Source organism: Rathayibacter sp. AY1E2 (assembly GCF_002932325.1).
Classification (GTDB): Bacteria; Actinomycetota; Actinomycetes; order Actinomycetales; family Microbacteriaceae; genus Rathayibacter.
The window spans coordinates 87,812-109,322 of the sequence record NZ_PSVO01000012.1 but is presented as its reverse complement, the minus strand read 5'-3'; the positions used below and the strand labels follow the sequence as shown (position 1 = coordinate 109,322).

The following is a 21,511-nucleotide window of genomic DNA, read 5'->3' as shown; positions in this document are numbered from 1 at the left end:
TCTTTGACGCCCCACCCACCCCCGTGTTACGTTCGCTCTCGGACATGTGACTGGTCGTGCAGGCAGGATCCGACGAAACGCGTAATGAGCGTCGTCGGGTCCTTTTTTTGTGCCCGGACGCCTCCTGACGCTCCGCCGGAGCACCGATGACGGTGCCGGAGGGGGCGGGGACGGCGACGGACGGCCGGGCAGCACAGCGCAGGGAAGCGCGCGTCCCCACACACCCGGAGGAGTACCGATGAGTACCCAGGAGAGCGCGAAGGCGATCCTCGAGCACGTCGGCGGCGCCGCCAACGTGGCGAAGCTGCAGCACTGCTCGACCCGTCTGCGGTTCGCGCTGGCGGACGACGCGAAGGCCGACGTCGAGGCGCTGAAGGCGGTGCCCGGCGTGATCGGCGTCGTCACCGGCCCGCAGACGCAGGTCATCGTCGGCAGCGGCGTCAGCGAGATGTACGCGGCGGTCGAGAAGCTGCGCGGCGGCACCACCGCATCCGCAGAGCAGGCGAAGCAGCCGCGGTCCCTCAAGCGCCTCGGCGCGACGATCATGGACTTCGTGGTCAGCGTCTTCACGCCGATCATCCCGGCCATCGCGGGCGCCGGCATCTTCAAGTCGTTCCTCGTCCTCGCCTCGGCGCTGGGCTGGCTCGACCCCGCGAGCGACAACTTCAAGCTGCTGTCCGCCATCCCGGACGCGGTGTTCGGCTTCCTGCCCCTGCTGGTCGCGTACACGAGCGCTAAGAAGCTCGACGTGAACCGGCCGCTCGCGCTCGGGCTCGTCGGCGTCCTGGTCTTCCCGGCGTTCACGACGCTGCTCAACCAGGAGGGCGGCGTCGCGCTCTTCGGCATCCCGGTGCCGGTCATCGCCTACAACGCGCAGGTGTTCCCGGCGATCCTGGCCGTGCTGCTGCTCTCGGTCGTCGAGCGCTTCTTCACGAAGCACTCGTGGGGCCCGATCCGCACGTTCTACGTGCCGCTGATGTGCCTGGTGATCGTCGCTCCGGCCACGATCTTCCTGCTCGGCCCCCTCGGATACTGGCTCGGCTCGATGCTCACCGGCGCGATGATCGGCCTCTACGGGGCGCTCGGCTGGGTGGCCGTCGCGCTGCTGGCCGGCGTGCTCCCGCTGATCATCTCGGTCGGCATGCACAAGGCGTTCATCCCGCCGACCATCGCGACGATGGCCAGCGCGGGCAAGGACACCTTCTACCTCGCCTCCTCGCTCGCCCACAACGCGGCGGAGGCCGGCTCCAGCCTCGCGATCGCCCTGCGCACCAAGAGTGCGACCCTCCGCGCCACCGCCTTCTCGGGCGGCCTCTCGGCCCTCTTCGGGATCACCGAGCCGGCGCTCTACGGCGTCACGCTGCAGAACAAGCGCGCCCTCGTCTCCGTCATCACGGGCAGCGTCGTCGGAGGCGCCTACATCGGCGCCACGCAGGTCGCCGCGTTCGCGCTGGTCAGCCCCGGCGTCGCCAGCATCTCGATGTTCATCGACGGGCTGAACCCCTGGAACCTGCTCAACGCCGTGATCGGCCTGCTGATCTCGGTCGCCGTCTCGTTCGTCGTCTCCTTCGTCATCTGGCGCGACGACGCCTCCGCCAGCGTCCAGGCGCTCGGCGACGTGGCGGCCGACGCCGGGAGCCCGCTCGCGCTGCAGGCGCCGCTCACCGGCTCCGTCATCCCCCTCTCGGAGGTGCCGGACCCCGTGTTCTCGGCCGGCGTGCTCGGCGAGGGGCTGGCGATCCGCCCCACCGACGGAGCCGTCCGGGCGCCGTTCGCGGGCGAGGTCATCGCGCTGCTCTCCTCCCGCCACGCCGTGGGGCTGCGCCGCGCGGATGGCGTCGAGGTGCTCATCCACGTCGGCATCGACACGGTGCAGCTGGACGGCGCGCCGTTCGAGGCGCACGTCGCGGTCGGCGACCGGGTCGAGGCCGGGCAGCTGCTCCTCACCGCCGACCTGGCCGCGATCACCGCGGCCGGCTACGACACCACGACCCCGGTGCTCGTGACCAACTCCGCCGAGTACACCGTGCTCGTCGAGGCCGCCGAGCGGATCACCGCCGGCGACCGGATCATGACCGTGACGCAGAGAGAGAAGGAGCTCGCCGATGGCGCTTCCTGACGGATTCCGATGGGGCGGCGCCCTCGCCGCCAACCAGGTCGAGGGCGCGTGGCGCGAGGGCGGGCGCGGCCCGGCGGTCAGCGACGTCGCCTCCTACAAGCCGAAGGCGGACCCGAAGGAGTACGCGATCCACCACCGCAACACGGTGGAGAGCATCACGGCGGCGATGGCCGACGACGACACCGAGTACTACCCCAAGCGCCGCGGCATCGACTTCTACCACCGCTACCCCGGCGACCTCGCGCTGTTCGCCGAGATGGGCTTCACCACCCTCCGCGTCTCGATCGCCTGGACCCGCCTCTACCCGACGGGGGAGGAGGCGGAGCCGCTCGAGGAGGGCATCGCCTACTACCTCGCCCTCTTCACCGAGATGCGGCGCCTCGGGATCGAGCCGCTGGTCACGCTCTCGCACTACGACCCGCCGCTCGCGCTTGCGCTGAAGCACAACGGCTGGGTCGACCGCCGCACGATCGGGCTGTTCGAGCGCTTCGCCCGGACCTGCTTCGAGCGCTTCGGCCACCTCGTCGACATGTGGCTGACCTTCAACGAGATCGACGGCATCATCCGCCACCCGTTCACCTCGGGCGGGATCATCGAGGAGACCGTCGAGGGCAGCGTGGAGCAGGCCTGCTACACGGCGCTGCACCACCAGTTCGTCGCCTCCGCCTCGGTCACGAGGACGCTGAAGGAGCTGTGGCCCGAGTCGCGGATGGGCTGCATGCTCACGATGCTGACCACCTACCCCAACACCTGCCACCCCGACGACGTCGCGGCGACGCAGGCGAAGGAGCGGATGCTCTACCTCTGCACCGACGTCCAGGCGGGCGGCGCCTACCCGCGCCTGGCGCTGCGGGCGCTCGAGAGCCGCGGGGTCGAGATCCCGTTCGAGGCGGGCGACGTCGAGCTGCTGCGCGAGCACCCGGTCGACTTCATCTCGTTCAGCTACTACATGTCGATGACGGAGTCCGTCCGCCCCGACGCCGAGCGCACACCCGGCAACACGGTCCTCGGCGTCAAGAACCCGTTCCTCGAGTCGAGCGAGTGGGGCTGGCAGATCGACCCCGTCGGGCTGCGGATCTCGCTGATCGACCTCTACGACCGCTACGGCAAGCCGCTGTTCATCGTCGAGAACGGGCTCGGGATGCGCGACGAGCTGACCGAGGACGGCCGGGTCCACGACCCGTACCGGATCGACTACTTCCGCGCGCACTTCGAGCAGATGATCCAGGCGGTGGACGAGGGCGTGGAGCTGCTCGGCTACGTGAGCTGGGCGCCGATCGACCTGATCAGCGCCTCCAGCTCGCAGATCTCGAAGCGCTACGGGTTCGTCTACGTCGACATGGACGACCTCGGCCACGGCAGCACCGAGCGCTACCGGAAGGACTCGTTCTTCTGGTACCAGAAGGTCATCGCCTCCAACGGCGCGGATCTGGGATGATCCTCCTCTGCCCGGAGGCGCCGTCCGGCTCTCCGGGCAGAGGCCCCGCCACCCCCACCCCAGCCCTGACGCGGCCGTCGACGGAGACACGCATGCAGACCATCAAGAAGGTGCTCAACTCGAGCGTCGTCCTCGTCGTCGACGAGCGCGGCGTCGAGCGCGTGCTCCTGGGCAGGGGGATCGGCTTCGGAGCGAAGGCCGGCGAGGCGATCGAGCCCTCGAGCGTCGACCAGGTGTTCGTGGCGCTGGACGACTCGGATCAGCGCAACCTCGTCGAGCTCCTGGCGCAGATCCCGCCGGAGTTCGTCGAGCTCACCCGCGCGGTCGTCGCCGACGCGGAGAAGCAGGGGCTGAAGCTCGACCCGCACGTGTACCTCGCGCTCACCGACCACCTGCACTTCGCGGTGGAGCGGCAGCGGCGCGGGCTCTCGGTCGCCAACCGGCTGGCCTGGGAGATGCGGACGGTCTACCCCGTGCAGTACGCGGTGGGGGAGCGGGCGGTCGAGCGGATGCGCGAGCGCCTGGACGTGGAGCTGCCCGCCGACGAGGCCGCGAACGTCGCCTTCCACCTCGCCAACGCGGAGCTCGGCAAGGTCGGGATCGACTCGCTCCGGATCGTGCAGCTCATCCGCTCGGTGACCGCGATCATCCAGCACTCCAGCGGAGCCGCGCTCGACCGCGACGACCTCCGCTCCGCCCGCTTCGTGGCGCACCTGCAGTACTTCGCCGAGCGCTTCTTCTCGGGCGGCCTGCTCGAGAGCGAGGACGACTTCCTCTTCACCAGCCTCAGCGCCCGCTACCCGCGCGCGATCGCCTCCGCCGAGCGCGTGCGCTCCTTCGTGGCGGCCGAGTACCAGGCCGCCCTGCCCAACGAGGAGGTCGCCTTCCTGGCCCTCCACATCGCGCGCGCCGCTCCGGAGTAGCGCGCTGACCCCGGAGAACCGCATGCACCGCACCACCCCCGCCCGCCCGACGACGACCGCGAGCGCGCGCCCGTGAGCGGCACGATCCACCTCGTCCGCCACGCCGAGACCCTCTTCAACGTCGCCGGCCAGCTGCAGGGCTGGTGCGACTCGCCCCTGACCGAGCGCGGCGAGCGCCAGGCGGCGGCCCTCGGCGAGCGGATGCGCGACGTGCCGCTCGTCGCGGCGTTCACGAGCGACCTCACCCGCACCCGCACCACGGCGGCGGCGGCGCTCGCCGAGCACCCGTCGCTCGAGGCCGAGCCGATGGTCGAGCTCCGCGAGTGGCACTTCGGCGCCTTCGAGGGGCAGCCGAACGCCTCGCTCTGGGAGCCGGTGTTCGCCGACCACGGCTACTCCTACGTGCCCTCCTCCGCCGACTGGCCGCGGATGACCGACGCCGGTCTCGACTCGGTGCTCGACGCGATCCACCGCCACGACCCCTCCGGCCGGGCCGACAGCGGTGCCACCGTGCGCGCCCGCGTGGAGGCCGCGATCGCGCGGTTCGTGCCGGCGGCCGAGCACGGGGACGTGCTGGTCGTGACGCACGGAGCGGTGCTCGGGAGCATCCTCCGCGCGCTCGACCCCGCGCACCGGCCGCAGCGGGGCTACCCGAACTGCGCGGTCGTGTCGGTGACGGACGGCGTCATCGGCGAGGTCGACGGGAGCTGCGCGACGGCCTGACCCCGCCCCTCCTCCTCCACGGACGCCCCTGTGCGCTCCGGTCGCCGACCGGACGAGCACGGGGGCGTCCGTCGTGCTCGGGACGCAGGCGGCCCGCACCCGGGCCGCCCCCGGACCTGCACGCGCGGCCGCCTCGGGACCTGCACGTCCGGTGATGCGGGACCTGCACTTTCGGCCACCTCGGCGCTGTACCGAAGTACAGGAGCCCGTCGCGAGAGCGTCCGTAGCGTCTGAGGAGTCAAGAGAAACGACTTCGAGGAGATGACATGCGAGGGCTTCAGCTCAGCGGCGTGAGCCGTGCATTCGGCGGCCACCGGGTCCTGCACGACGTGGACCTGTCCGTGGGCCGCGGCGAGATCGTCGGCTTCATCGGCGGCAACGGCGCCGGCAAGACCACGACGATGCGGCTGATCCTGGGCCTGCTCACCCCCGACACGGGGACCATCACCTGGGACGGCGCGCCGATCACCGCCGAGGACCGCCGCTCGATCGGCTACATGCCGGAGGAGCGCGGCCTCTACCCGCAGATGCGGGTCCGCGAGCAGGTGATCCACTTCGCTCTGCTCGAGGGGCACGACGCCCGGGGAGCCCGTGAGACCGCCGAGGAGGTGATCGACGCGCTGGGCCTGGCCGAGCGGGCCGACACGCTGGTGCAGGACCTCTCGCTCGGCAACCAGCAGCGCGTGCAGCTGGCCGTGTCCCTGGTGGGCGATCCGTCGCTCCTGGTGCTGGACGAGCCCTTCTCGGGGCTCGACCCGGTCGCCGTGGAGACGATGGCCGGCCTGATCCGGCAGCAGTCCGCCCGCGGCGTCGGCGTGCTCTTCTCCTCCCACCAGCTCGACCTGGTCGAGCGCCTCTGCGACACCGTCTGCGTGCTCGACTCCGGCCGTGTGACCGCGAGCGGAGCGGTGGCCGAGCTGCAGGACGACGGCCGCAGCCGCTGGCAGCTGCAGTTCTCCCGCCCCCTGGACGACCTGCTCGTCGCCGAGCTCGGCGTCACACCGGGACTGTCGGCCGAGCCGGTCCCCGGTGAGCCGGAGTCGCTGCTCGTCTCGATCGAGGGCAGCGGCCGGGACGTCCCCGAGCAGGTGCTCGCGACCCTCACCCGCCACGGCGGCCTCCGGAGCATCCGCACCGCGCAGCGCTCGCTGACCGAGCTGCTGTCCGAGCGGCTCACCGCCGCCTCCACCCCTGCGGCCGAGCGCCGCCTCGAGATCCAAGGAGCAGGACGATGACCACCACGCACCCCCGCGCCGCCCACGCCCGGACCGCCGAGAGCTCCGCTCCTCCGACGCCGGCCCGGGGAGCCGCGACGATCGTCCGCCGCGAGATCCTGACCCGCACCGGGAACCGCACGATCCTCACCGCGACCCTCGCGCTGGCCGCGATCGCCGGCCTCGGCGCCGGGATCGGCGGCTGGTTCCTGGTCGACGCGACGAGGGAGGCGGGGACCGTGGTCCTCGACACCCGGATCCTGTTCGCGACCGCGATGATCAGCGCCCTGCTCGCCGCGATGGTCTACTCCTCGTCGAGTCTGGCCTCGGGGGTGGTCGAGGAGAAGTCGTCCCGGATCGTCGAGATCCTGCTGACGAAGATCGGCGTCGCCCCGCTGCTCGCCGGGAAGATGATCGGCGTCGGCCTGGTGACCCTGGCCCAGCTGCTCGTGATCGGCGGCGCCGTCGTCGGCGGGTTCAGCGTGGTCGGCGGGTGGTCGGTCCTCGAGATCGAGCTCGGCCCGAGCCTGGTCTGGTTCCTCGTCTGGTTCCTGCAGGGCTACGTGCTCTTCGCGCTCCTCAGCACCCTGCTCGCCTCGACCGTGTCGAGGCAGGAGGACCTGGGCACCGCCGCCATGCCGCTCTCCGTCGTGCAGATGGCGCTGCTGATCATCGCGCTCTACGTGGTGCCGGCGAACCTCGACGAGGCCTGGGTGCACGCGCTCTCCTTCGTCCCCCTCTTCTCCTCCTACCTGATGCCGATGCGCTTCGGCCTCGACTCGGTCGGCACCCCCGAGATGGTGATCGCCGCCGTCGTCGCCGCGATCACGGTGCCGCTGCTGTTCCGCCTGGTCGTCCGCGTCTACCGCAACAACGCGCTCCGCACCGGCTCCCGCGTCTCGCTCCGCGCCTCCCTCAAGGCCGCCGACGCCTCCTAGGCCCGGCTCCCGATATCCACCACCACCACCCCTCGGAAGGACACCACCATGACCACCTCGCGCACCGCCTCGACCCGCCCCTCGCCCCTCAAGAAGCTGCTCGTCAACACCGCCCTCCTCGTCGGGGGAGCGGGCGGCGCCTACCTCGTCGTCACCTACCTCTTCTGATCCGCTCGACCGACCGAAGGACACGATCGTGACTCTCCTCGCGACTCCCGGGCTCCGCCCCGCGACCCCCGGGCACCGCCCCGCGGATCCGGCGGCCCTCCGGGCGGCGGCCTCGACCGAGCGGCTGCTCGGCGGCGGACGCCACCGCGTCGCCGCGATCGACCGCCCCGCCTTCGCCGGCCGGAACGCGTCGTGGACGATGACCCTCGACGACGGCGCCCGCGTCTTCGTCAAGCACGTCTCGCCCCGGACGGCGGGCCCCGCGGCCTTCCGCCGCTCCAGGGACTTCGCCGGCTTCGCCGCCCGGAGCCCCGAGCACGCCCCGGCCGGACCCCGCCTGCTGGCGGCCGACGAGGACGACTCCCTGCTGGTGTTCGAGCACTGCCCCGGCACCAGCCTGGCCCTCCTGCTCGTGGAGGAGCGCGTCCCCGCGGACTTCCCCGAACAGGCCGGCCGGCTCCTGGCCCGGCTGCACGCCGGCCCGGTGGCGGGCCTCACCGCGACCTCGCACCCCAGCCCTCCCGTCGAGATGCTGCGCGTCGGCATCCCGCACACCCGCTACGTCGACCTCACCCTCGCCGAGCTCGCCTTCTGGGGCGACCTGCAGCACGACGAGCAGCTCGTCTCGGCCACGGAGGATCTCCGCGAGTGGGAGAGCGGCAACCGCACGGCCCCGATCCACGGCGACCTCCGCCTCGACCAGTTCCACCTCCGCGACGGGCGCCTCCAGCTGCTCGACTGGGAGGAGTTCGGGATCGGGGATCCGGCCCGCGACCTCGGCACGCTGGCGGGGGAGTGGATCCACCGCGCGGTGCTCGACACCGTGACCACCCGGGAGGGCGCCTCCGCTCCTCCCCTCGCCTTCGACACCGCGGCCGCGGACGCCCGCATCGCGGAGCGGATGGCGGCACTGGTCCCGAGGATCCGGCGGATGTGGCTCGCCTACGCCGCCGAGACCGCCGGCGCGGACGACGCCCTCGCCGTCCGCGCCACCGCCCACCTGGGCTGGCACCTCGTCGACCGCACCCTCGCCCGGGCCTCGATGGTCTCCCGCCTCCCCGGGATCGAGCGGGCCGCCGCCGGCATCGGCCGCCGCGTCCTGCTCGCCCCCTCCGCCTACTCCACCGCCCTCGGATTCGACAGGAGCCCGCGATGACCGCCCTCACCACCCGCTCCGTCCTCGACGAGGCCGTGATCAGCGTCGACGCAGCCCGGCTGCGGGCCGAGGTCGACGGGACCGTGATCGAGGCCACCGGGCCGATCGAGCTGCGGGCCCGACTCGCCGCCACCGTCTACACCCACCTGCACCTCCGGAACCCGCTGCTCGGCGAGACCGCCGGAGGCGACGGCCAGGACCTCGCCCCCCGGCTGATCGACGCGATCCCGCACCGCACGGTCCTGCAGCCCGCTCCCTCCGGGGTGCTCGGCTCCGCCACCGTGCAGGGGGAGGAGCGCCGGGTCGTCGAGCTGGGCCGCGTCCGGGTCCTCGTGCCCGAGGTCGATCTCGTCCGCTCCGCCGACGGGGCCGTCGCCGGCGTCCGGCTGCCGAGCTGGCGCACCCGCACCACTCCCGGCTACCTCCTCGCCCTCGGCCCGATGGGACTCGATCCCGCCGACCGGGTCGTGCGCCTCTCGCTCGTCGCCGACTCGGCGGAGGACGCGCTCGCCCTGTGGGGCCCGCTCCTGGAGGCGCTCGCCGCCTCCGGAGCCCGCCACCAGGCCAAGGCGCTCTCGGACCCGCGGGCCTTCCCCCGCTCCGACGCCCTCGTCGTCTACCTGCCCGCCGACTCCGCCGACGACGTCGCCCGGAGGATCACTCCGCTGCTCGATGCCCGGCCCTCGCCCCGCACCGCCGTCTCGGCCTTCGCCGAGAGGCTCGCCGACGGCCTCGCCTACGCCGAGGACCCGGCCGACGAGCGCTCCTCCTACCGCGGACTGAGCTTCGGCCAGCACCGCTCCCGCGTCCTCGCCGAAGCGCTCCTGCGCTCCTCGGCCGAGACGATCCCCGCCGCCGACGCCTGGGCCGACGCCGCCCGCGCCGCGCGCATCGACCCGGACCGCCCGGGACTCACCGCCCGCTAGGGCCCCACGAACCTCCCCTCGATCCCGAGGGGACCACCACCTCAGCCCGAGGTACTCCACGAAAGGGACACATCATGACCACCATCTCCACCGACGCCCAGTCCGCCGACCTCACCGCCCTCGCGGGAGCGCACGACACCTTCGCCACCGTCGACGAGCTCGGCTCGGACGCCGCGACCGAGGCGCCCGCCACCACGCCCCTGTGCGTCGGCATCATCGTCGGCGCCACCCTCGGCGCGGGCTGCTGACCCGGCCCTCCTCCCGCCCGGGTGCTCCCGCAGCACCCGCTCCCCGGCCCTCCGGCCGGACCACCCGCACCACTCCCCGCACGACCCGGCGGATCCGCCGCCACCACTCATCCAAGGAGAACACCATGTCGACCATCACCGCCCAGACCGTCCAGTCCGCCGACCTCGCCGAGCTCGCCACCGCCCACGACACCTTCACCGCCGCCGACGAGATCGGCACCGACGCCGCCTCCGAGGCGCCCGCCACCACCCCGTTCTGCGCCGGCGTCATCATCGGCGTCACCCTCACCGCAGGGTGCTGACGGGCACGGGGCGACCGGTCCTCGACCGCGTCGCCCCGGCCCCTCCCGGGCGCGTGCCGTCCGCTCGCGCCGTCCGCCCATCCCCGTCCGCCCTTTCCGCGGGCACGGTCCGCCCGTCCGCCGCCGTCCTCACCGCCGGCCGTGACCCGATCCGCCCTCCCGCCCGCCGCCCTCTGAGGAGACCGCCATGACCACCCCGCCCGGTGCGCAGAGCGCCGCACTCTCCGACCTCTCGCTCGGCCGCTTCGGCTACTCCCGGGTGGCCCTCGTCCTGACCGGCTCCGCCATGACCCAGGTCATGCCCTACTGGATCCAGTGGGCGCGCGCCGCCGCTCCGGCGACCGAGTTCCGCGTGCTCGTCCGCGACTCGGCCTACCGCTTCACCACCCGGCACAACCTGGAGTCGCGACTGCGCGGCCGGATCCAGGACGACCGCTGGGACGACGAGATCGTCGTCGCCCACGTCGACCTCGCCGAGTGGGCCGACCTCATCCTGATCTACCCGGCCACCCTCGACTACGCCTCGCGCCTCGCGCACGGCATCACCGACTCCCCATCGCTGCTCGCGGCCCTCACGACGGAGGCGCCGGTGTGCATCGCTCCGTCGCTCCCGCCGCGGGCGCTCGGCAACCCGGTCGTCGAGTCCACCCTCGCGCTGCTGCGCGAGCCGGCCAACTTCACCGTCATCGACCCCGTGCCCGGGCCGAGCGAGTCCAGCGACACGGCGCTCGCCTGGGTGCCGCCTGCGTTCCCCGCGGTGCTGCGCCACCTGGAGTCGCTGCGCACGGCACCGGCTGCCGCGGAGGAGGCGAGGTCGGCGTGAGCACCACTGCCCCTCCGCGGGCCCTCGTCACCGGGCTGCTCGTCACCGAGCTCTCGGCCGGACCAGACGGGACCACCGTCTGGACCCGCCGCCTCGGAGAGCAGGCGCCGCTGCCGTTCTCGCCGGTGCCCGTCCGCCTCGCAGCGCCCGATCCCCGGATCGTGCCGGGAGGCGCCGACCCGTCGATCCGCCGCTACCGCACCACCGCCCGCGCCCTGCTGCCCGCGCTCCTCCACGAGCTGTCGGAGGAGGCGCTCGTCTCCGTCGGCCGCGAGTGGAAGGGCGCGCTGGACGCGCTCCACGGCGCCCGGCCCGCCGGGGAGCCGCTCCCTCCGCGTCCGCTGCAGCGCGCCCGCGGCTGGCTCGCCGGTGGCTGGGCGCCCGCCGCCGAGGAGCTCGGCGCCGGCGGTCTCCTCGAGCTCGCCGACTGGGCGGAGGCGGTCGTCGCCTCGCCGGCCGCGGTCGTGGTCCACGGCCACCCCGGCCTCGCCCACCTCGTCGTCGACGGGACCCGCGTCGCTCTGCTCACGGGCGAGGACGTCGGGCTCGCCGACCCGGTCTGGGACGCCGCCTGGGTGCTCGGGGAGCTCGCAGAGCTGCACGCCTTCCACCCCGCGCTCCGCCCGGCCCTCGACGCGCTCCGCCGCGGACTCTCGCTCGAGGAGGACCACGACGCCGAGCTGCTGCGCGTCGGCACCGCGTTCCGGCTGGCCCAGCACGCCGTCGACTGGCACCGCTCCGGGGGCGCCAGCAGCGATCAGGCGCGGCTGCTGCTGCGCCTGTCCGCCGCACAGCTGGGGGAGCGGGCGGAATGAGCGCCCGCGACGTCCCGACCCTGTCCGCCGCCCTGCCCTCCGGCGCCCGCGCGCTCGTCGTGCACCGGCCGGAGGTCCGCAACGACTCGGTCGCCCTCGCCGTGCCCGCCGGCATGCGCCACGAGCGCGACGGCGAGGAGGGGATGCTGCACCTGATCGAGCACCTCGTCTACCAGGACAGCGAGGGGGTCGCCGGTCTCGTCCGGCAGACCCGCGTCGCCGAGAGCGGCGGCGTCCTCGGCGGTCACACGCACCTCGACTACTCCGAGTTCTTCGAGACGGGTTCTCCCGGGTCGGCCGCCGTGATCGCGGAGCGGCTCGTCGAGCAGGTCTTCCGCCCCGCCTTCCGGCCGGAGCAGATCGCGGAGCAGATCCGCGCGGTCGCCTCTGAGCGGGCCGCGCGCCTCGCCCCCGCTCCGGGCGGCGTGCTGCCGTGGCCGCACCTGACCGCCCGCTACTGGGCCGACGCCCCGAACGCGCACGACGGCAGCGGCGACCTCGACCTCGAGGGCCGCGCGACCGAGCCCGTCCTGCGCGCGCTGCACAGGCGCCACTACCGCCCGGCCGGCTCCGTGCTGGTCGGCGTCACGGCCGACGACCCCGCCCGGCTCCTGGACCGCCTGGTCGCGGTCCTCGCGGAGACGCCCGATCGCGCGGCAGGACCGGTCGCCGTCCCACCTGGGACGGCCCGCCCCGAGTACCGCGCCGAGCCCGCCGCCCGCCGGCTCGCCGCGACCGCCGCCGCGCCGTCGACCCGCGTCTCCGACGAGCTGCTCGGCGACCTGATCGCCGCTGAGGCGCTCGCTGCGCAGGCCGGACTCGACGCGAGCGCCGGACTCTTCGGCCCGGGCGACACCGTCGCCGACGACCTCTTCGTGCTGGTCGACGACACCGCCGTGCCCGTCGATCCGTGGCACCGCCTCCGCGCCCTCGCGGTGAGCGACGACTCCGCCCTCGAGCACGCCCGGCACCGCGCGGTGCTGCGTGCGGAGCGGCTGGTGCACGACGACGAGCGTCTGGCCCGCACCGTCGCCCGGGATGCCCTGCTGCGCGGTGCGCCCGGCTTCGCGGGCGAGCTCGTCGACTCCCTCGCCGCGCGGCCGCCGCGCCCGCTGCTCGCGGACGCCGCGGCCCGCCTCGCCGAGCAGCCCTTCGCCGCACTGGGCGTTCCCGCCGCCTCCACCCGTCCCGGAAGGAGGAGCCCATGACCGCCGCACCCCCGCTCGCCGTCGTCGACGAGCGCTCCCGCTTCGCCGTCGTCGCCCTCGGCTGGCGCGACCCGGCCGGAGACGACGGGCCCGACCGCGCTGCCCGCCTCCGCTCGGCCGTTCCCCCCGGAGCGGTCTCGCTCGCGTGGACGGCGACGGCCGGGGCGCAGAGCCTCACCGCGGTGCTCCCTCCGGAGGGCGCCGCGGCCTGGACCGCCCTGACGCTCGAGCGCGCCCAGGGAGCCGGGGATCCGGTGCTCGCCGTGGTCGGGCCCGAACGCGCCGTCCGCGAGACGTCCCGGCCCGTCTCCGTGCCCGCCGCGGCTCCGCTGCCGAGCGCTCTGCACCAGTCCCGCGAGCAGGGCTACGAGAGCACGATCGTCACCGGCGCGGACCCGTCCGGCGAAGTCGGCCACGCTGCGACGTTCCTGGCGCTGTGCCGCCTCACCGCGGGGGCCGAGCCGCTCGTCCCCGCCGCACTGCGCTCCGCCCGCGGCGATGCGGTCGCCCAGGTCGCGCGGGGCCTGCGCTCGAGCCGCCCCTCCCTCACCTGGCAGGTCGTCTCCCCGGCCGGCCAGGGCATCCCGACCCTCGAGACCGTGCTGCGCACCGTCCTCGACGGCCGCGCCGCGCACGGGGAGGGAGCACGCGCCGCGCACGCGTTCGCGCGGGCGAACCTCCTCCGCGCCTGGCGGTCGCCCGAGACGCTCGCGCGCACCCTGGTGGAGTACGAGGTGATGGGCTGGGGCGGCGCCCTGGTGCTCGATCCGGAGTCGGCGCTCGCCGCGGTCGACGAGAGTGCGCTCGAGCGGGCGGTCGCGGGGCTCCTGCGGCCCGTCGCCGACGTGGTCGGCTGGGGCTGAATCCGGCGGGCTCGATCAGCTCCGGCCGGGACGCGTCCCCAGGTCGACGAGCCCGTGCTCGATCGCCGAGACCAGGATCTGCACCCGGTCGCGCACGCCCAGCTTCTCCATCACCTTCACGAACCGCGCCTTCACGGTCGACTCGGTGACGAACAGCTCCTGCGCCATCTCGCGGTTGCTCATCCCGCGGGCGAGCAGGCGGATCACCTCGAGCTCCTTCTCGGTGAGCGCCTCGAGCAGATCGGGGTCCGGCACCGTCTCCGCCGGCACCGACTCCTCGAGCCCCTTCACCACGTGGCGCGTGACCTCGGCGGAGAGCACGGACTCGCCCGCGAGCACCGCGTGCACCGCCGCAATGATCTCCCGCGGCTTCGTGTCCTTGACCAGGTAGCCGGAGGCGCCCGCGCGGAGCAGGTCGACGACGTAGCGGTCCGTGGTGAACGTGCTGAGCCCGAGGATCGCGATGCCCGGGTGCTCGGCGTGGATCCGCTCGGTCGCGGCGACGCCGTTCATGACCGGCATCTGCATGTCCATCAGGATCAGGTCGGGCTGGAGCGTCGCCGCCTGCTGCACCGCGATCCTCCCGTCGGAGGCCTCGCCCACCACCTCGATCGCCGGGTCCTGCGAGAGGTAGTCGCGGAGGATCTCGCGGGTCATCGATTCGTCGTCCACCAGCAGCACGCGGGTCATCGCTCTCGTCCTTCGTCGGTCGCCCCCGCGACGAGCGCACCGGACGCCCGGCCCTCGAGGGGGATGGTCATGGTCGTGGTCCAGCGGCCGCCGCGGGCTCCCGCGTCCAGCCGCCCGCCGAAGACGGCGCAGCGGGCCGACATCGCCTCGATCCCGAGGTGCGAGGAGACGATCGGAGCCGCGGAGGCGATCGCGTTGGAGGAGCTCAGCTGCACCTCGCCCCCCGACACCTCGAGCCGGAGCTGCACCTCACCGGCGGTGTCGCCGTGCTTGAGCACGTTCGTGCCCAGCTCCCGGACCGTGCGCCGCAGCACCTGGCGGAGGCTCGCGGGCACCTGCGCCACGGAGCCCGCCACGTCGAGGCGGACCCGGAAGCCCGCGCGCTCGATCGCGTCGGCGACGTTCCGCACGTCGTGGACGAAGCCGACAGCGGTGGTCGTGGCGCCCGAGACCTCCGGGGTCCCGAGCAGGTCGGAGTCGCCGCGGGCGGGAGCGCCTGCCTCGTCCTCGTCCTGGAGGAGCGTCACGAGGCTCCGCAGATCCTGCAGCGCCTGCTGCGCCGCGTCGCCGATGCTCTCGAGGATGCGCTCGGTCTTGGCCGGGTCCTCGACCGAGGTCGCGCGGCGGGCCTGCATGGCGATGATGGTGACCTCGTGCGCGACGATGTCGTGCAGCTCGTGCGCGAGCCGGGTCCGCTCCTCGTTGCGGATCCGCGCCTGCTCCTCCTGGATGCGGTCGGCCCGGCGCTCGCTCCGCTCGCTGCGGCCCCGGAAGGCGTTCAGGCCCAGCCCGGCGGTGCCGCCGAAGAGGACGAACGCGCCCAGGACGTAGACGGCCGTGCCCATGGCGCGGTCGACGAGCAGCACCGCGGGCAGGAGGACGAGGGTGCCGAGCACGAAGACGAGCCCCGCGCGCCAGGGGAGGAGGAAGGTGACGAAGCCGACCACCACGATGGTCGGGAAGATCAGCGCCGCGAGCAGCAGCGGCGGGGCGCCGAGCATCAGGACGACGGCGTAGACGAGGTAGAGCGAGACCGCCGCGGGGATCGCGCCGGCGAGCAGCGCCAGGAGCGGCAGGTAGGGGAGCGCCAGCTCGATCCAGCCGCGGACCGACGTGAGGTCGACGCTGCCGCCCATCAGGTCGATGACGACGAGGAGCGTGAAGGAGCCGAGGAGGAGGGACCGGGTGATCCAGCCGCCGGGCAGCGTCCGCACGTCGTTCGTCCACCGCGTCGTCCCCACCACGGGACCAGGGTACCGAAGCCTTCTCCGAGCCCCGTCGGCCTTCCGTACAAGGGCGGACTGGTCTTTCGTACAGGAGCGGTGCGACGGGGCGTCGCCATGCTGGTGGAGCGGTCGAGCCGATCGCACCCCTCGATCACAGGAGAACGACCATGGCCCCGATCCTCGCCGCCGCCGCACTCGCCCTCGGAGCCGTCCTCGCTCCCGCCGCTGCTCCTGCCGCCGCTCCCGTGCAGGCCGCCTCGTCCGCCGGCGTGCAGACGGTCGCCGCCTCCTACGAGCTGCCGAAGGTGCAGAAGCCGGGCGGCATGGAGTCGATCCAGGACCGCGGCGCCCTCTGCAACCTCTTCGGGATGTGCTGAGCGCAGCTCTCGGACCGGGTCAGCCCTTCAGCGGGTCGTTGCCCCAGTTCATCAGGGAGTAGCGCCACTTCGTCTCGGTGACGTCGCCCGAGGGACGCTGCTTCGCGTGCCGGTGCACGTAGCCGACGACCTTCGTCATGTGGGCGTAGTCGTCGTCGCTCAGGTCGGCCTGCTTCGTGCCGAGCAGCTCGACGATGCGGCGCCCGCTCTCGTGGCCGACGGACTCGCCGCCGCCCTCCGGCTTCTGGCCGACCTCCTTCGACTCGTCGGTGCCGAGCCACTCCTCGAGCTCCTTCGCGGTCATGTTCACGGCGTCGTGGAACTCGTCGCGGGTCGTCCGCTTCTCGTCGTCGGTGGGCATCGCGGGGCTCCTCGGGTCGGTCGGTCCGGGTCGGTCGGTGACCTCCAGCGGAGCGTGTCGGAGGGGGAGAGGTCAAGCCCCGTGCGCGGTTCCAGGGCGCGCGTAGCGTCGGAGGAGTCCGCACCAGCCGACCACCGCCGGCGTCCGCCGCCGGCAGAGAAGAGGCCCACATGCCCTCCCGCAACACCCTCGTCCGCAGTCTCCACGACCTCGGAGCCGCCGCCTGGTTCGGCGGCTCGCTCATGGGCGCCGTCGGCCTGAACGGCGCCGCGTCCACCTCGTCCGACCCGGCGGAGCGCCTCCGCCTCTCCTCGAACGGCTGGGCCCGCTGGACCCCCGTGCAGCTCGCCGCGATCGCCGCCCACGGCGTCGGCGGCATCGGACTCGTCCTCGCCAACAAGACCCGCCTGGCCAACCAGCAGGAGAGCCGCACGAACACCGTCGTCAAGACCGTCGTGACCGGGCTCGCCGGTGCCGCCTCGGTGATCGCCGCGGTCGCCGGAGCGACGCAGGCCAAGCACGCCGACGAGGGCGCCCCCGGCGTGACCGAGGCGTCGGAGCAGAACTCGCAGGAGCTGACCACGGCCCTCCGCGTGCAGAAGGTCACCCAGTGGGCCATCCCCGTGCTGACCGCCGTCATCATCGTCCTCGGCGCCCAGCAGGGTGAGCAGCAGCGCCCCGTGAAGGGCCTCTTCGAGACCACGGCGCGGATGTTCCGCAAGTAGTCCCCGCGCTCGCGCGCAGACCGTCGGCCGAGAGTGCCCGCCGTCCCCCGAGGGTGGAGGCGGCTGCTCTCGGCCGACGTTCTGCGTGCGGGGTCCGGCTAGCGGCAGTGTCCGCGGCTGCTGCGGGGTCGACGACCGGATCGCGGAGGCGGACGCGCCTGTGCTCGTCTGCTCGGCGACGTCCCCCCGTGAAGGGTGATGCGTCAGCTGATCCCGCCCTGGTCATCGGAGGATCAGGGCGCCGATCAGGGCGGCGGGGCCGGAACCGACGCCGGTCCTCCTCGGACGGGGGCGGCGCAGTCGTCGAACGTTTGAGGGCCCGACCGAGGCCGAGGAGTGGCGTGGAATCGCCCGGACGCACGGAGGCGGTCCGATTGACCCCGCTATCTCTACATAGGTAGCGTCATCCGTGTGCAGCCACTCCCTCGCCTCACGCCCGCCACCGCGGACGTCCTCCGGACCCTCCTCGACGCCGACGGCCCGACCTGGGGCATGGTCGTGATCAAGGCCACCGGGCGACCGGCGGGCAGCGTCTACCCGATCCTGGAGCGGCTCGAGGGAGCGGGCTGGGTGGTCTCGGAGTGGGAGGCCGCGAGCGAGCGGAGCGGCCCGCGTCGCCGGCTCTACGAGCTGACCGCGGAGGGCGCCCCGGCAGCCCGGGCCGCCGTCGAGCGGATGCGGTCGACCGCGCGGTCGGCGCCGCGAGCGGCGGAGGCGACCGCGTGAGCGCGCTCCTGCGGCTCCTGTCGCTGCTGCTGCCCCCGCTCGCCCGCGAGCGCTACCTCGAGGAGTGGCGGGCCGACCTGGCCGGGGCCGCCGAGCTGGGACTGCCCCGGCGCGGCGTCGTCCTCGGAGCGCTCGCCCTGCTCGCGAGCGTCGACCGCGACCTGCCCGCGCACACCGGCGAAGCGCGGGGCACGCTCCCGCGCCGCCTCGCCCGCCGCGGACTCGCGCTCTTCGCCGCGGCCGCGCTGATGCTCAGCGGCATCGCGCTGACCGGCGGCGGGATCGTCCCCGAGCCGGGCGCCGCCTCCGACACCGCCCTGGCCGCGGTCGGCGCCGCGCAGACCGCGGTGCTCGTCGCCGCCGTCGCGGTCGCGGTCCTCGGCGCGATCCACCTCCTCGGCGCCGCGGCGTCGGCCCGCACGGTGCTCGCGCGGATCTCCCTGGTCGCGGCCGTCGTCGGCCCGGTGCTCACCGCGGCCGGCCTCCTCCTCCCCGGACCCCTCGCCCTCGTCGGCCTGCCCGTCTCCCTCGCCGGACTCGTCTGCGGGGCGATCGTCCTCGGCGGCTCGCGGACCATCGCCCTCGCACCGCGGACGGCGACCCGCGCTCAGCGCCTCCCCGTCGCCCTCGCGGGCCTCGCGCTCGTGGCGGGCGTCACGGTGGTGGGCGCGGTGGATCTGCTGGTATGGAATCCGCAGGCGAAGGTCCCCGGCGTGGCCCTGGCGGAGATCTACGCGACCATGTCCGAGCGCGACGGCTTCGAGTTCGGCTCCCACGCGATCTGGGTCACCGGGTGGGCCGCGTTCTGGACGGCCGCCGCGATCGTCGTGACGGTCGGCGCCCTGGTCGGCCGGAGGTCGCCGCTGACTCCGCGGCGGATCGCGGTGCTCATGCTCGCCCTGGTCGCCGGCGCCGTCGTCTTCCGCTTCTTCGCCGGGTTCGGCTTCGGGATGTCGGTCGCCGACACCTTCGTCACGTCCGGCGGCGACGGCTCCCTGGTCTCGGCGATCCTGCCGCCGCTCGGACAGCTCGCGCTCGCCGGCGCCGCGATCGCGGTGGGCTGGGCGCCCCGGGTCGCCCGGCCGACGGCGGCCTCCGCGGCCTGACAGTGCTCGTGCCGGCGGAGACTTTCGCCCGGTCGGCTCGGGATGCGCGAGAACGGGGCAGCCTGCCGACGTACTTCCCTTCGTGGTGAACACGAACGGCCCGTTCCGGCGCGGCCGAGCGCCCTCCGACCTACTCCAGCCGCCGCAGGAAGCGGGCCGGCTGGTCGAGGAAGCCGCGCCAGGTCCGCACCAGGTCGAGGTCGTCGTAGCGGCAGGGGCGGAGGCCCGTCTCGTCGAGCTCGTAGAGGTCGGCTCCGGGGAGGGCGGCGAGGATCGGCGAGTGCGTGGAGAGGACGACCTGCGAGCCGCCGGCGACCAGGTCGCGCAGCTGCCCGATCAGGGCGAGGCAGCCCGACACCGAGAGGGCCGACTCGGGCTCGTCGAGGAGCCAGAGTCCGCTGATCCGGGAGCGGTTCGCCACGATGTCGAGGAACGACTCGCCGTGGCTCCGCTCGTGGTACCCGCCGTCGATCCCCACCTCCTCCAGGTAGCTGAAGAAGCCGTGCATCGTCTCGGCGCGGAGGAAGAAGCCGCGCTTGGACGCCCCGGCCCCGCGGACCAGCTGGAGGTGCTCGGCCAGGTCCGACTCCGAGGCGCGGGAGGAGTGCATCGCACCCGTGGATCCGCCCTCCGCGTTCAGCCCGTAGGCGAGGGCGACCGCCTCGAGCAGCGTCGACTTGCCCGAGCCGTTCTCGCCGGTGATCACCGTCACCTGGCCGAGATCCCAGCCCTCGGCCAGCACCTGCCGCACGGGCGCGAGCGTCGCGGGCCAGCGCGAGAGGTCGGCGGGGTGCTCGGGTCGGGCCTGCACGCGGCGCACCGGGAGGGTCGAGAACACCCGGTCAGTCAAGCAGGTCGACGCTCCAGCCGGCCTCGGCCAGCGCGCGGGCCGTGTCGGCGCGGGGGGAGTAGGGGAGGTCGTCGGCGCCGACCACGCGGTAGTCGGTGTCGCCGGGGCCGACCCAGAGGACGGAGTCGGACGGGCCGGCCCGGTGCAGCGCGGCGCGGACGGCGTCGGCCGGCTCCGCGATCTCGAGCACCTCGCAGCGCTCGACGCGGCGCGCGCCGTCGACCAGTGCGCGGCGGATCCGCGCCGGGTCCTCGAAGCGCGGGTGGTGGTCGGTGACGATCACCAGGTCGGCGCGCTCGGCGGCGGCCCGGGCCATCGGCGCGCGCTTGCTCGGGTCGCGGTCGCCGTCGGCGCCGAGGAGGACGAGCACGCGGCCGGGCGTCACCTCGCGGAGGGCGTCGACGGTGCGCGCGACCGAGTCGGGGGTGTGCGAGAAGTCGAGGAAGACCCGCGGCCCGTCGGCGCCGGACACGAGCAGCGTCCGCCCGGGCACGGTGACGTCGATCCCGGAGCCGACCGCCGCGGCCACCCGGTCGCGCGCGTGGCCCGCCTCGATCAGCATCACCAGCGCGAGGGCCGCGTTCGAGGCCATGTGGCGGCCGAGGAGCGGGACGGAGGTGGTCGTCGACCAGCCGTCGCGGGCGGTGAGCCGGAAGCGGGTGCGGTCGACCGCGGTCTCGAGCACGTCGATCCGCCAGTCGGCACCGTCCCCGGCCGAGAGCGTGACGACCGGGACGGAGGCCTCGCGGGCGACCCGGCGCCCCGCCTCCGTGTCGACCACCACGACGCCGCGGCGGCTCCGCTCGGGCGTGAACAGCCGCTGCTTGGCGCGGAGGTACTCGTCCAGGTCGCCGAAGTCGTCGAGGTGGTCGTGGCTGAGGTTGGTGAACCCGGCGACGTCGAGCACGATCCCCTCCATCCGGGAGCGCACGAGCGCCTGAGCGCTGACCTCGATCGCCGCCGCCTCGACGCCGTCCTCCGCCATCCGGGCGAGGAGAGCGTGCAGCTCGGAGGCCTCGGGCGTGGTGAGGCGGCTGGCGACCACGTGGTCGGCGCTGCGGCGCTCGGCGGTGGAGCTCAGCCCCGAGACGACGCCCAGCTGCCGGAGCACCGCGTCGAGGAGGTGCACGGTGCTGGTCTTGCCGTTGGTGCCGGTCACGCCGAGGAGCACCGGTCCGCTCCTCGTGCCGTACACCTGCGCGGCGACCGGGCCGAGGGCGGCGCGGGGGTCGTCGCTGAGGAGGACGGGCAGTCCGGAGGCGCGGGCCTCGTCGAGCCCGCCCGCGTCGGTGAGCACGGCGACCGCTCCTGCCGCCGCAGCATCGGCCGCGAACCGGGCCCCGTGGCTCCTCCCTCCGGGGAGCGCGGCGAAGAGGGCGCCGGGGCCCGCCTCGGTGTGCGCGACGGTCACCGCAGTGATGCGGACGTCGGAGCCGTCGCCGTGGAGGCGGAGCCGATCGCTCGCGAGGTCGGCGAGCGCGACACCGGCGGCATGGAGCGGTTCGAGGAGCCGGAACACCGGCATGCGGGCCTCCTGCGGGGCGGGCGGGGCGGTGTCGCCGAGGGCCCGCGGGCGCCGCCGGGCG

Annotated in this window: 23 protein-coding genes; 18 read left to right on the top strand and 5 right to left on the bottom strand. The window is 74.0% G+C overall.

Translation table 11 applies throughout. The annotated features are described in order from the left end of the window. Positions 1-238 precede the first annotated feature (238 nt). The 14 genes from C5C49_RS10630 (at position 239) to C5C49_RS10575 (ending at position 13,864) form a co-directional block, all read left to right on the top strand. Positions 239-2,119 (top strand): beta-glucoside-specific PTS transporter subunit IIABC, encoded by a 1,881-nt coding sequence (locus tag C5C49_RS10630; RefSeq protein WP_104307928.1) that lies wholly within the window; start codon positions 239-241, stop codon positions 2,117-2,119. Further along, positions 2,106-3,557: a glycoside hydrolase family 1 protein gene (locus tag C5C49_RS10625; RefSeq protein ID WP_104291724.1), complete on the top strand. Its 1,452-nt coding sequence runs from the start codon at positions 2,106-2,108 to the stop codon at positions 3,555-3,557. Before C5C49_RS10630 ends, C5C49_RS10625 begins: the two co-directional genes overlap by 14 nt. Positions 3,558-3,649: 92 nt before the next feature. Continuing rightward, positions 3,650-4,480: a PRD domain-containing protein gene (locus C5C49_RS10620; RefSeq protein ID WP_104346132.1), complete on the top strand. Its 831-nt coding sequence runs from the start codon at positions 3,650-3,652 to the stop codon at positions 4,478-4,480. Between the two features lie 72 nt (positions 4,481-4,552). Further along, a complete protein-coding gene (locus tag C5C49_RS10615) occupies positions 4,553-5,203 on the top strand; it encodes a histidine phosphatase family protein (RefSeq protein ID WP_104346131.1) in 651 nt (216 codons plus the stop codon). A gap of 266 nt (positions 5,204-5,469) precedes the next feature. Continuing rightward, positions 5,470-6,438, top strand: a complete 969-nt coding sequence (locus tag C5C49_RS10610) for an ABC transporter ATP-binding protein (protein WP_104225128.1) — start codon at positions 5,470-5,472, stop codon at positions 6,436-6,438. Beyond that, the gene (locus C5C49_RS10605) at positions 6,435-7,355 is read left to right on the top strand and encodes an ABC transporter permease (RefSeq protein WP_104225127.1); all 921 of its coding nucleotides are present in this window, start codon (positions 6,435-6,437) and stop codon (positions 7,353-7,355) included. The genes C5C49_RS10610 and C5C49_RS10605 overlap by 4 nt, the downstream gene beginning before the upstream one ends. A 196-nt stretch (positions 7,356-7,551) precedes the next feature. Then, complete coding sequence (lxmK, locus tag C5C49_RS10600) at positions 7,552-8,679, top strand: class V lanthionine synthetase subunit LxmK (protein ID WP_258059357.1); 1,128 nt, start codon at positions 7,552-7,554, stop codon at positions 8,677-8,679. After that, positions 8,676-9,605 carry a T3SS effector HopA1 family protein gene (locus tag C5C49_RS10595; RefSeq protein WP_104225969.1) on the top strand — a complete coding sequence of 310 codons (930 nt, stop codon included), beginning with the start codon at positions 8,676-8,678 and terminating at the stop codon, positions 9,603-9,605. The genes lxmK and C5C49_RS10595 overlap by 4 nt, the downstream gene beginning before the upstream one ends. A gap of 74 nt (positions 9,606-9,679) precedes the next feature. Further along, positions 9,680-9,853, top strand: a complete 174-nt coding sequence (locus C5C49_RS17020) for a hypothetical protein (protein ID WP_181027122.1) — start codon at positions 9,680-9,682, stop codon at positions 9,851-9,853. A 125-nt stretch (positions 9,854-9,978) separates the two neighbouring features. Then, positions 9,979-10,155, top strand: coding sequence for a hypothetical protein (locus C5C49_RS17015; RefSeq protein ID WP_181027123.1), 177 nt, complete (start codon positions 9,979-9,981; stop codon positions 10,153-10,155). A gap of 187 nt (positions 10,156-10,342) precedes the next feature. After that, positions 10,343-10,978 (top strand): flavoprotein, encoded by a 636-nt coding sequence (locus C5C49_RS10590; RefSeq protein ID WP_104225100.1) that lies wholly within the window; start codon positions 10,343-10,345, stop codon positions 10,976-10,978. Next, complete coding sequence (locus C5C49_RS10585; RefSeq protein ID WP_104225099.1) at positions 10,975-11,793, top strand: hypothetical protein; 819 nt, start codon at positions 10,975-10,977, stop codon at positions 11,791-11,793. Before C5C49_RS10590 ends, C5C49_RS10585 begins: the two co-directional genes overlap by 4 nt. Further along, positions 11,790-13,001, top strand: coding sequence for a pitrilysin family protein (locus C5C49_RS10580; RefSeq protein WP_104346130.1), 1,212 nt, complete (start codon positions 11,790-11,792; stop codon positions 12,999-13,001). The genes C5C49_RS10585 and C5C49_RS10580 overlap by 4 nt, the downstream gene beginning before the upstream one ends. After that, positions 12,998-13,864 (top strand): hypothetical protein, encoded by an 867-nt coding sequence (locus C5C49_RS10575; RefSeq protein ID WP_104346129.1) that lies wholly within the window; start codon positions 12,998-13,000, stop codon positions 13,862-13,864. The genes C5C49_RS10580 and C5C49_RS10575 overlap by 4 nt, the downstream gene beginning before the upstream one ends. Positions 13,865-13,879: 15 nt before the next feature. Here C5C49_RS10575 and C5C49_RS10570 read toward each other — a convergent pair whose 3' ends face one another. Together C5C49_RS10570 and C5C49_RS10565 are read right to left on the bottom strand one after the other, a co-directional pair. Then, on the bottom strand, positions 13,880-14,554 hold the full coding sequence (locus tag C5C49_RS10570) for a response regulator transcription factor (protein WP_104225096.1): 675 nt from the start codon (positions 14,552-14,554) through the stop codon (positions 13,880-13,882). Then, complete coding sequence (locus C5C49_RS10565; RefSeq protein WP_258059356.1) at positions 14,551-15,798, bottom strand: sensor histidine kinase; 1,248 nt, start codon at positions 15,796-15,798, stop codon at positions 14,551-14,553. Before C5C49_RS10565 ends, C5C49_RS10570 begins: the two co-directional genes overlap by 4 nt. A gap of 149 nt (positions 15,799-15,947) precedes the next feature. Here C5C49_RS10565 and C5C49_RS10560 point away from each other — a divergent pair, with 149 nt between their 5' ends. Next, positions 15,948-16,157, top strand: a complete 210-nt coding sequence (locus tag C5C49_RS10560) for a hypothetical protein (RefSeq protein WP_104225965.1) — start codon at positions 15,948-15,950, stop codon at positions 16,155-16,157. A gap of 19 nt (positions 16,158-16,176) precedes the next feature. On the opposite strand, the gene C5C49_RS10555 is transcribed toward C5C49_RS10560, so the two are convergent. Next, positions 16,177-16,518, bottom strand: a complete 342-nt coding sequence (locus tag C5C49_RS10555) for a DUF3140 domain-containing protein (protein WP_104237815.1) — start codon at positions 16,516-16,518, stop codon at positions 16,177-16,179. A gap of 170 nt (positions 16,519-16,688) precedes the next feature. Between C5C49_RS10555 and C5C49_RS10550 the strand changes: the two genes are divergently transcribed. The 3 genes from C5C49_RS10550 (at position 16,689) to C5C49_RS17010 (ending at position 19,075) form a co-directional block, all read left to right on the top strand. Further along, positions 16,689-17,243 carry a hypothetical protein gene (locus C5C49_RS10550; protein ID WP_104225093.1) on the top strand — a complete coding sequence of 185 codons (555 nt, stop codon included), beginning with the start codon at positions 16,689-16,691 and terminating at the stop codon, positions 17,241-17,243. A 411-nt stretch (positions 17,244-17,654) separates the two neighbouring features. Beyond that, the gene (locus C5C49_RS10545; RefSeq protein ID WP_104346128.1) at positions 17,655-17,969 is read left to right on the top strand and encodes a PadR family transcriptional regulator; all 315 of its coding nucleotides are present in this window, start codon (positions 17,655-17,657) and stop codon (positions 17,967-17,969) included. Next, the gene (locus tag C5C49_RS17010; protein ID WP_181135756.1) at positions 17,966-19,075 is read left to right on the top strand and encodes a hypothetical protein; all 1,110 of its coding nucleotides are present in this window, start codon (positions 17,966-17,968) and stop codon (positions 19,073-19,075) included. Before C5C49_RS10545 ends, C5C49_RS17010 begins: the two co-directional genes overlap by 4 nt. Before the next feature lie 130 nt (positions 19,076-19,205). On the opposite strand, the gene C5C49_RS10535 is transcribed toward C5C49_RS17010, so the two are convergent. Both C5C49_RS10535 and C5C49_RS10530 read right to left on the bottom strand, forming a co-directional pair. After that, positions 19,206-19,913 carry an AAA family ATPase gene (locus C5C49_RS10535; protein WP_258068440.1) on the bottom strand — a complete coding sequence of 236 codons (708 nt, stop codon included), beginning with the start codon at positions 19,911-19,913 and terminating at the stop codon, positions 19,206-19,208. Between the two features lie 4 nt (positions 19,914-19,917). Beyond that, complete coding sequence (locus tag C5C49_RS10530; RefSeq protein ID WP_104346127.1) at positions 19,918-21,450, bottom strand: Mur ligase family protein; 1,533 nt, start codon at positions 21,448-21,450, stop codon at positions 19,918-19,920. Positions 21,451-21,511 lie beyond the last annotated feature (61 nt).

Coding starts and splice junctions, on each gene's coding strand:
- C5C49_RS10625 (WP_104291724.1), top strand. CDS start 2,106: ATGGCGCTTCCTGACGGATTCCGATGGGGCGGCGCCCTCGCCGCCAAC.
- C5C49_RS10560 (WP_104225965.1), top strand. CDS start 15,948: ATGGCCCCGATCCTCGCCGCCGCCGCACTCGCCCTCGGAGCCGTCCTC.
- C5C49_RS10620 (WP_104346132.1), top strand. CDS start 3,650: ATGCAGACCATCAAGAAGGTGCTCAACTCGAGCGTCGTCCTCGTCGTC.
- C5C49_RS10550 (WP_104225093.1), top strand. CDS start 16,689: ATGCCCTCCCGCAACACCCTCGTCCGCAGTCTCCACGACCTCGGAGCC.
- C5C49_RS10590 (WP_104225100.1), top strand. CDS start 10,343: ATGACCACCCCGCCCGGTGCGCAGAGCGCCGCACTCTCCGACCTCTCG.
- C5C49_RS10570 (WP_104225096.1), bottom strand. CDS start 14,554: ATGACCCGCGTGCTGCTGGTGGACGACGAATCGATGACCCGCGAGATC.
- C5C49_RS17015 (WP_181027123.1), top strand. CDS start 9,979: ATGTCGACCATCACCGCCCAGACCGTCCAGTCCGCCGACCTCGCCGAG.
- C5C49_RS10630 (WP_104307928.1), top strand. CDS start 239: ATGAGTACCCAGGAGAGCGCGAAGGCGATCCTCGAGCACGTCGGCGGC.
- C5C49_RS10530 (WP_104346127.1), bottom strand. CDS start 21,450: ATGCCGGTGTTCCGGCTCCTCGAACCGCTCCATGCCGCCGGTGTCGCG.
- C5C49_RS10610 (WP_104225128.1), top strand. CDS start 5,470: ATGCGAGGGCTTCAGCTCAGCGGCGTGAGCCGTGCATTCGGCGGCCAC.
- C5C49_RS10595 (WP_104225969.1), top strand. CDS start 8,676: ATGACCGCCCTCACCACCCGCTCCGTCCTCGACGAGGCCGTGATCAGC.
- C5C49_RS10555 (WP_104237815.1), bottom strand. CDS start 16,518: ATGCCCACCGACGACGAGAAGCGGACGACCCGCGACGAGTTCCACGAC.
- C5C49_RS10605 (WP_104225127.1), top strand. CDS start 6,435: ATGACCACCACGCACCCCCGCGCCGCCCACGCCCGGACCGCCGAGAGC.
- C5C49_RS10575 (WP_104346129.1), top strand. CDS start 12,998: ATGACCGCCGCACCCCCGCTCGCCGTCGTCGACGAGCGCTCCCGCTTC.
- C5C49_RS10580 (WP_104346130.1), top strand. CDS start 11,790: ATGAGCGCCCGCGACGTCCCGACCCTGTCCGCCGCCCTGCCCTCCGGC.
- C5C49_RS17020 (WP_181027122.1), top strand. CDS start 9,680: ATGACCACCATCTCCACCGACGCCCAGTCCGCCGACCTCACCGCCCTC.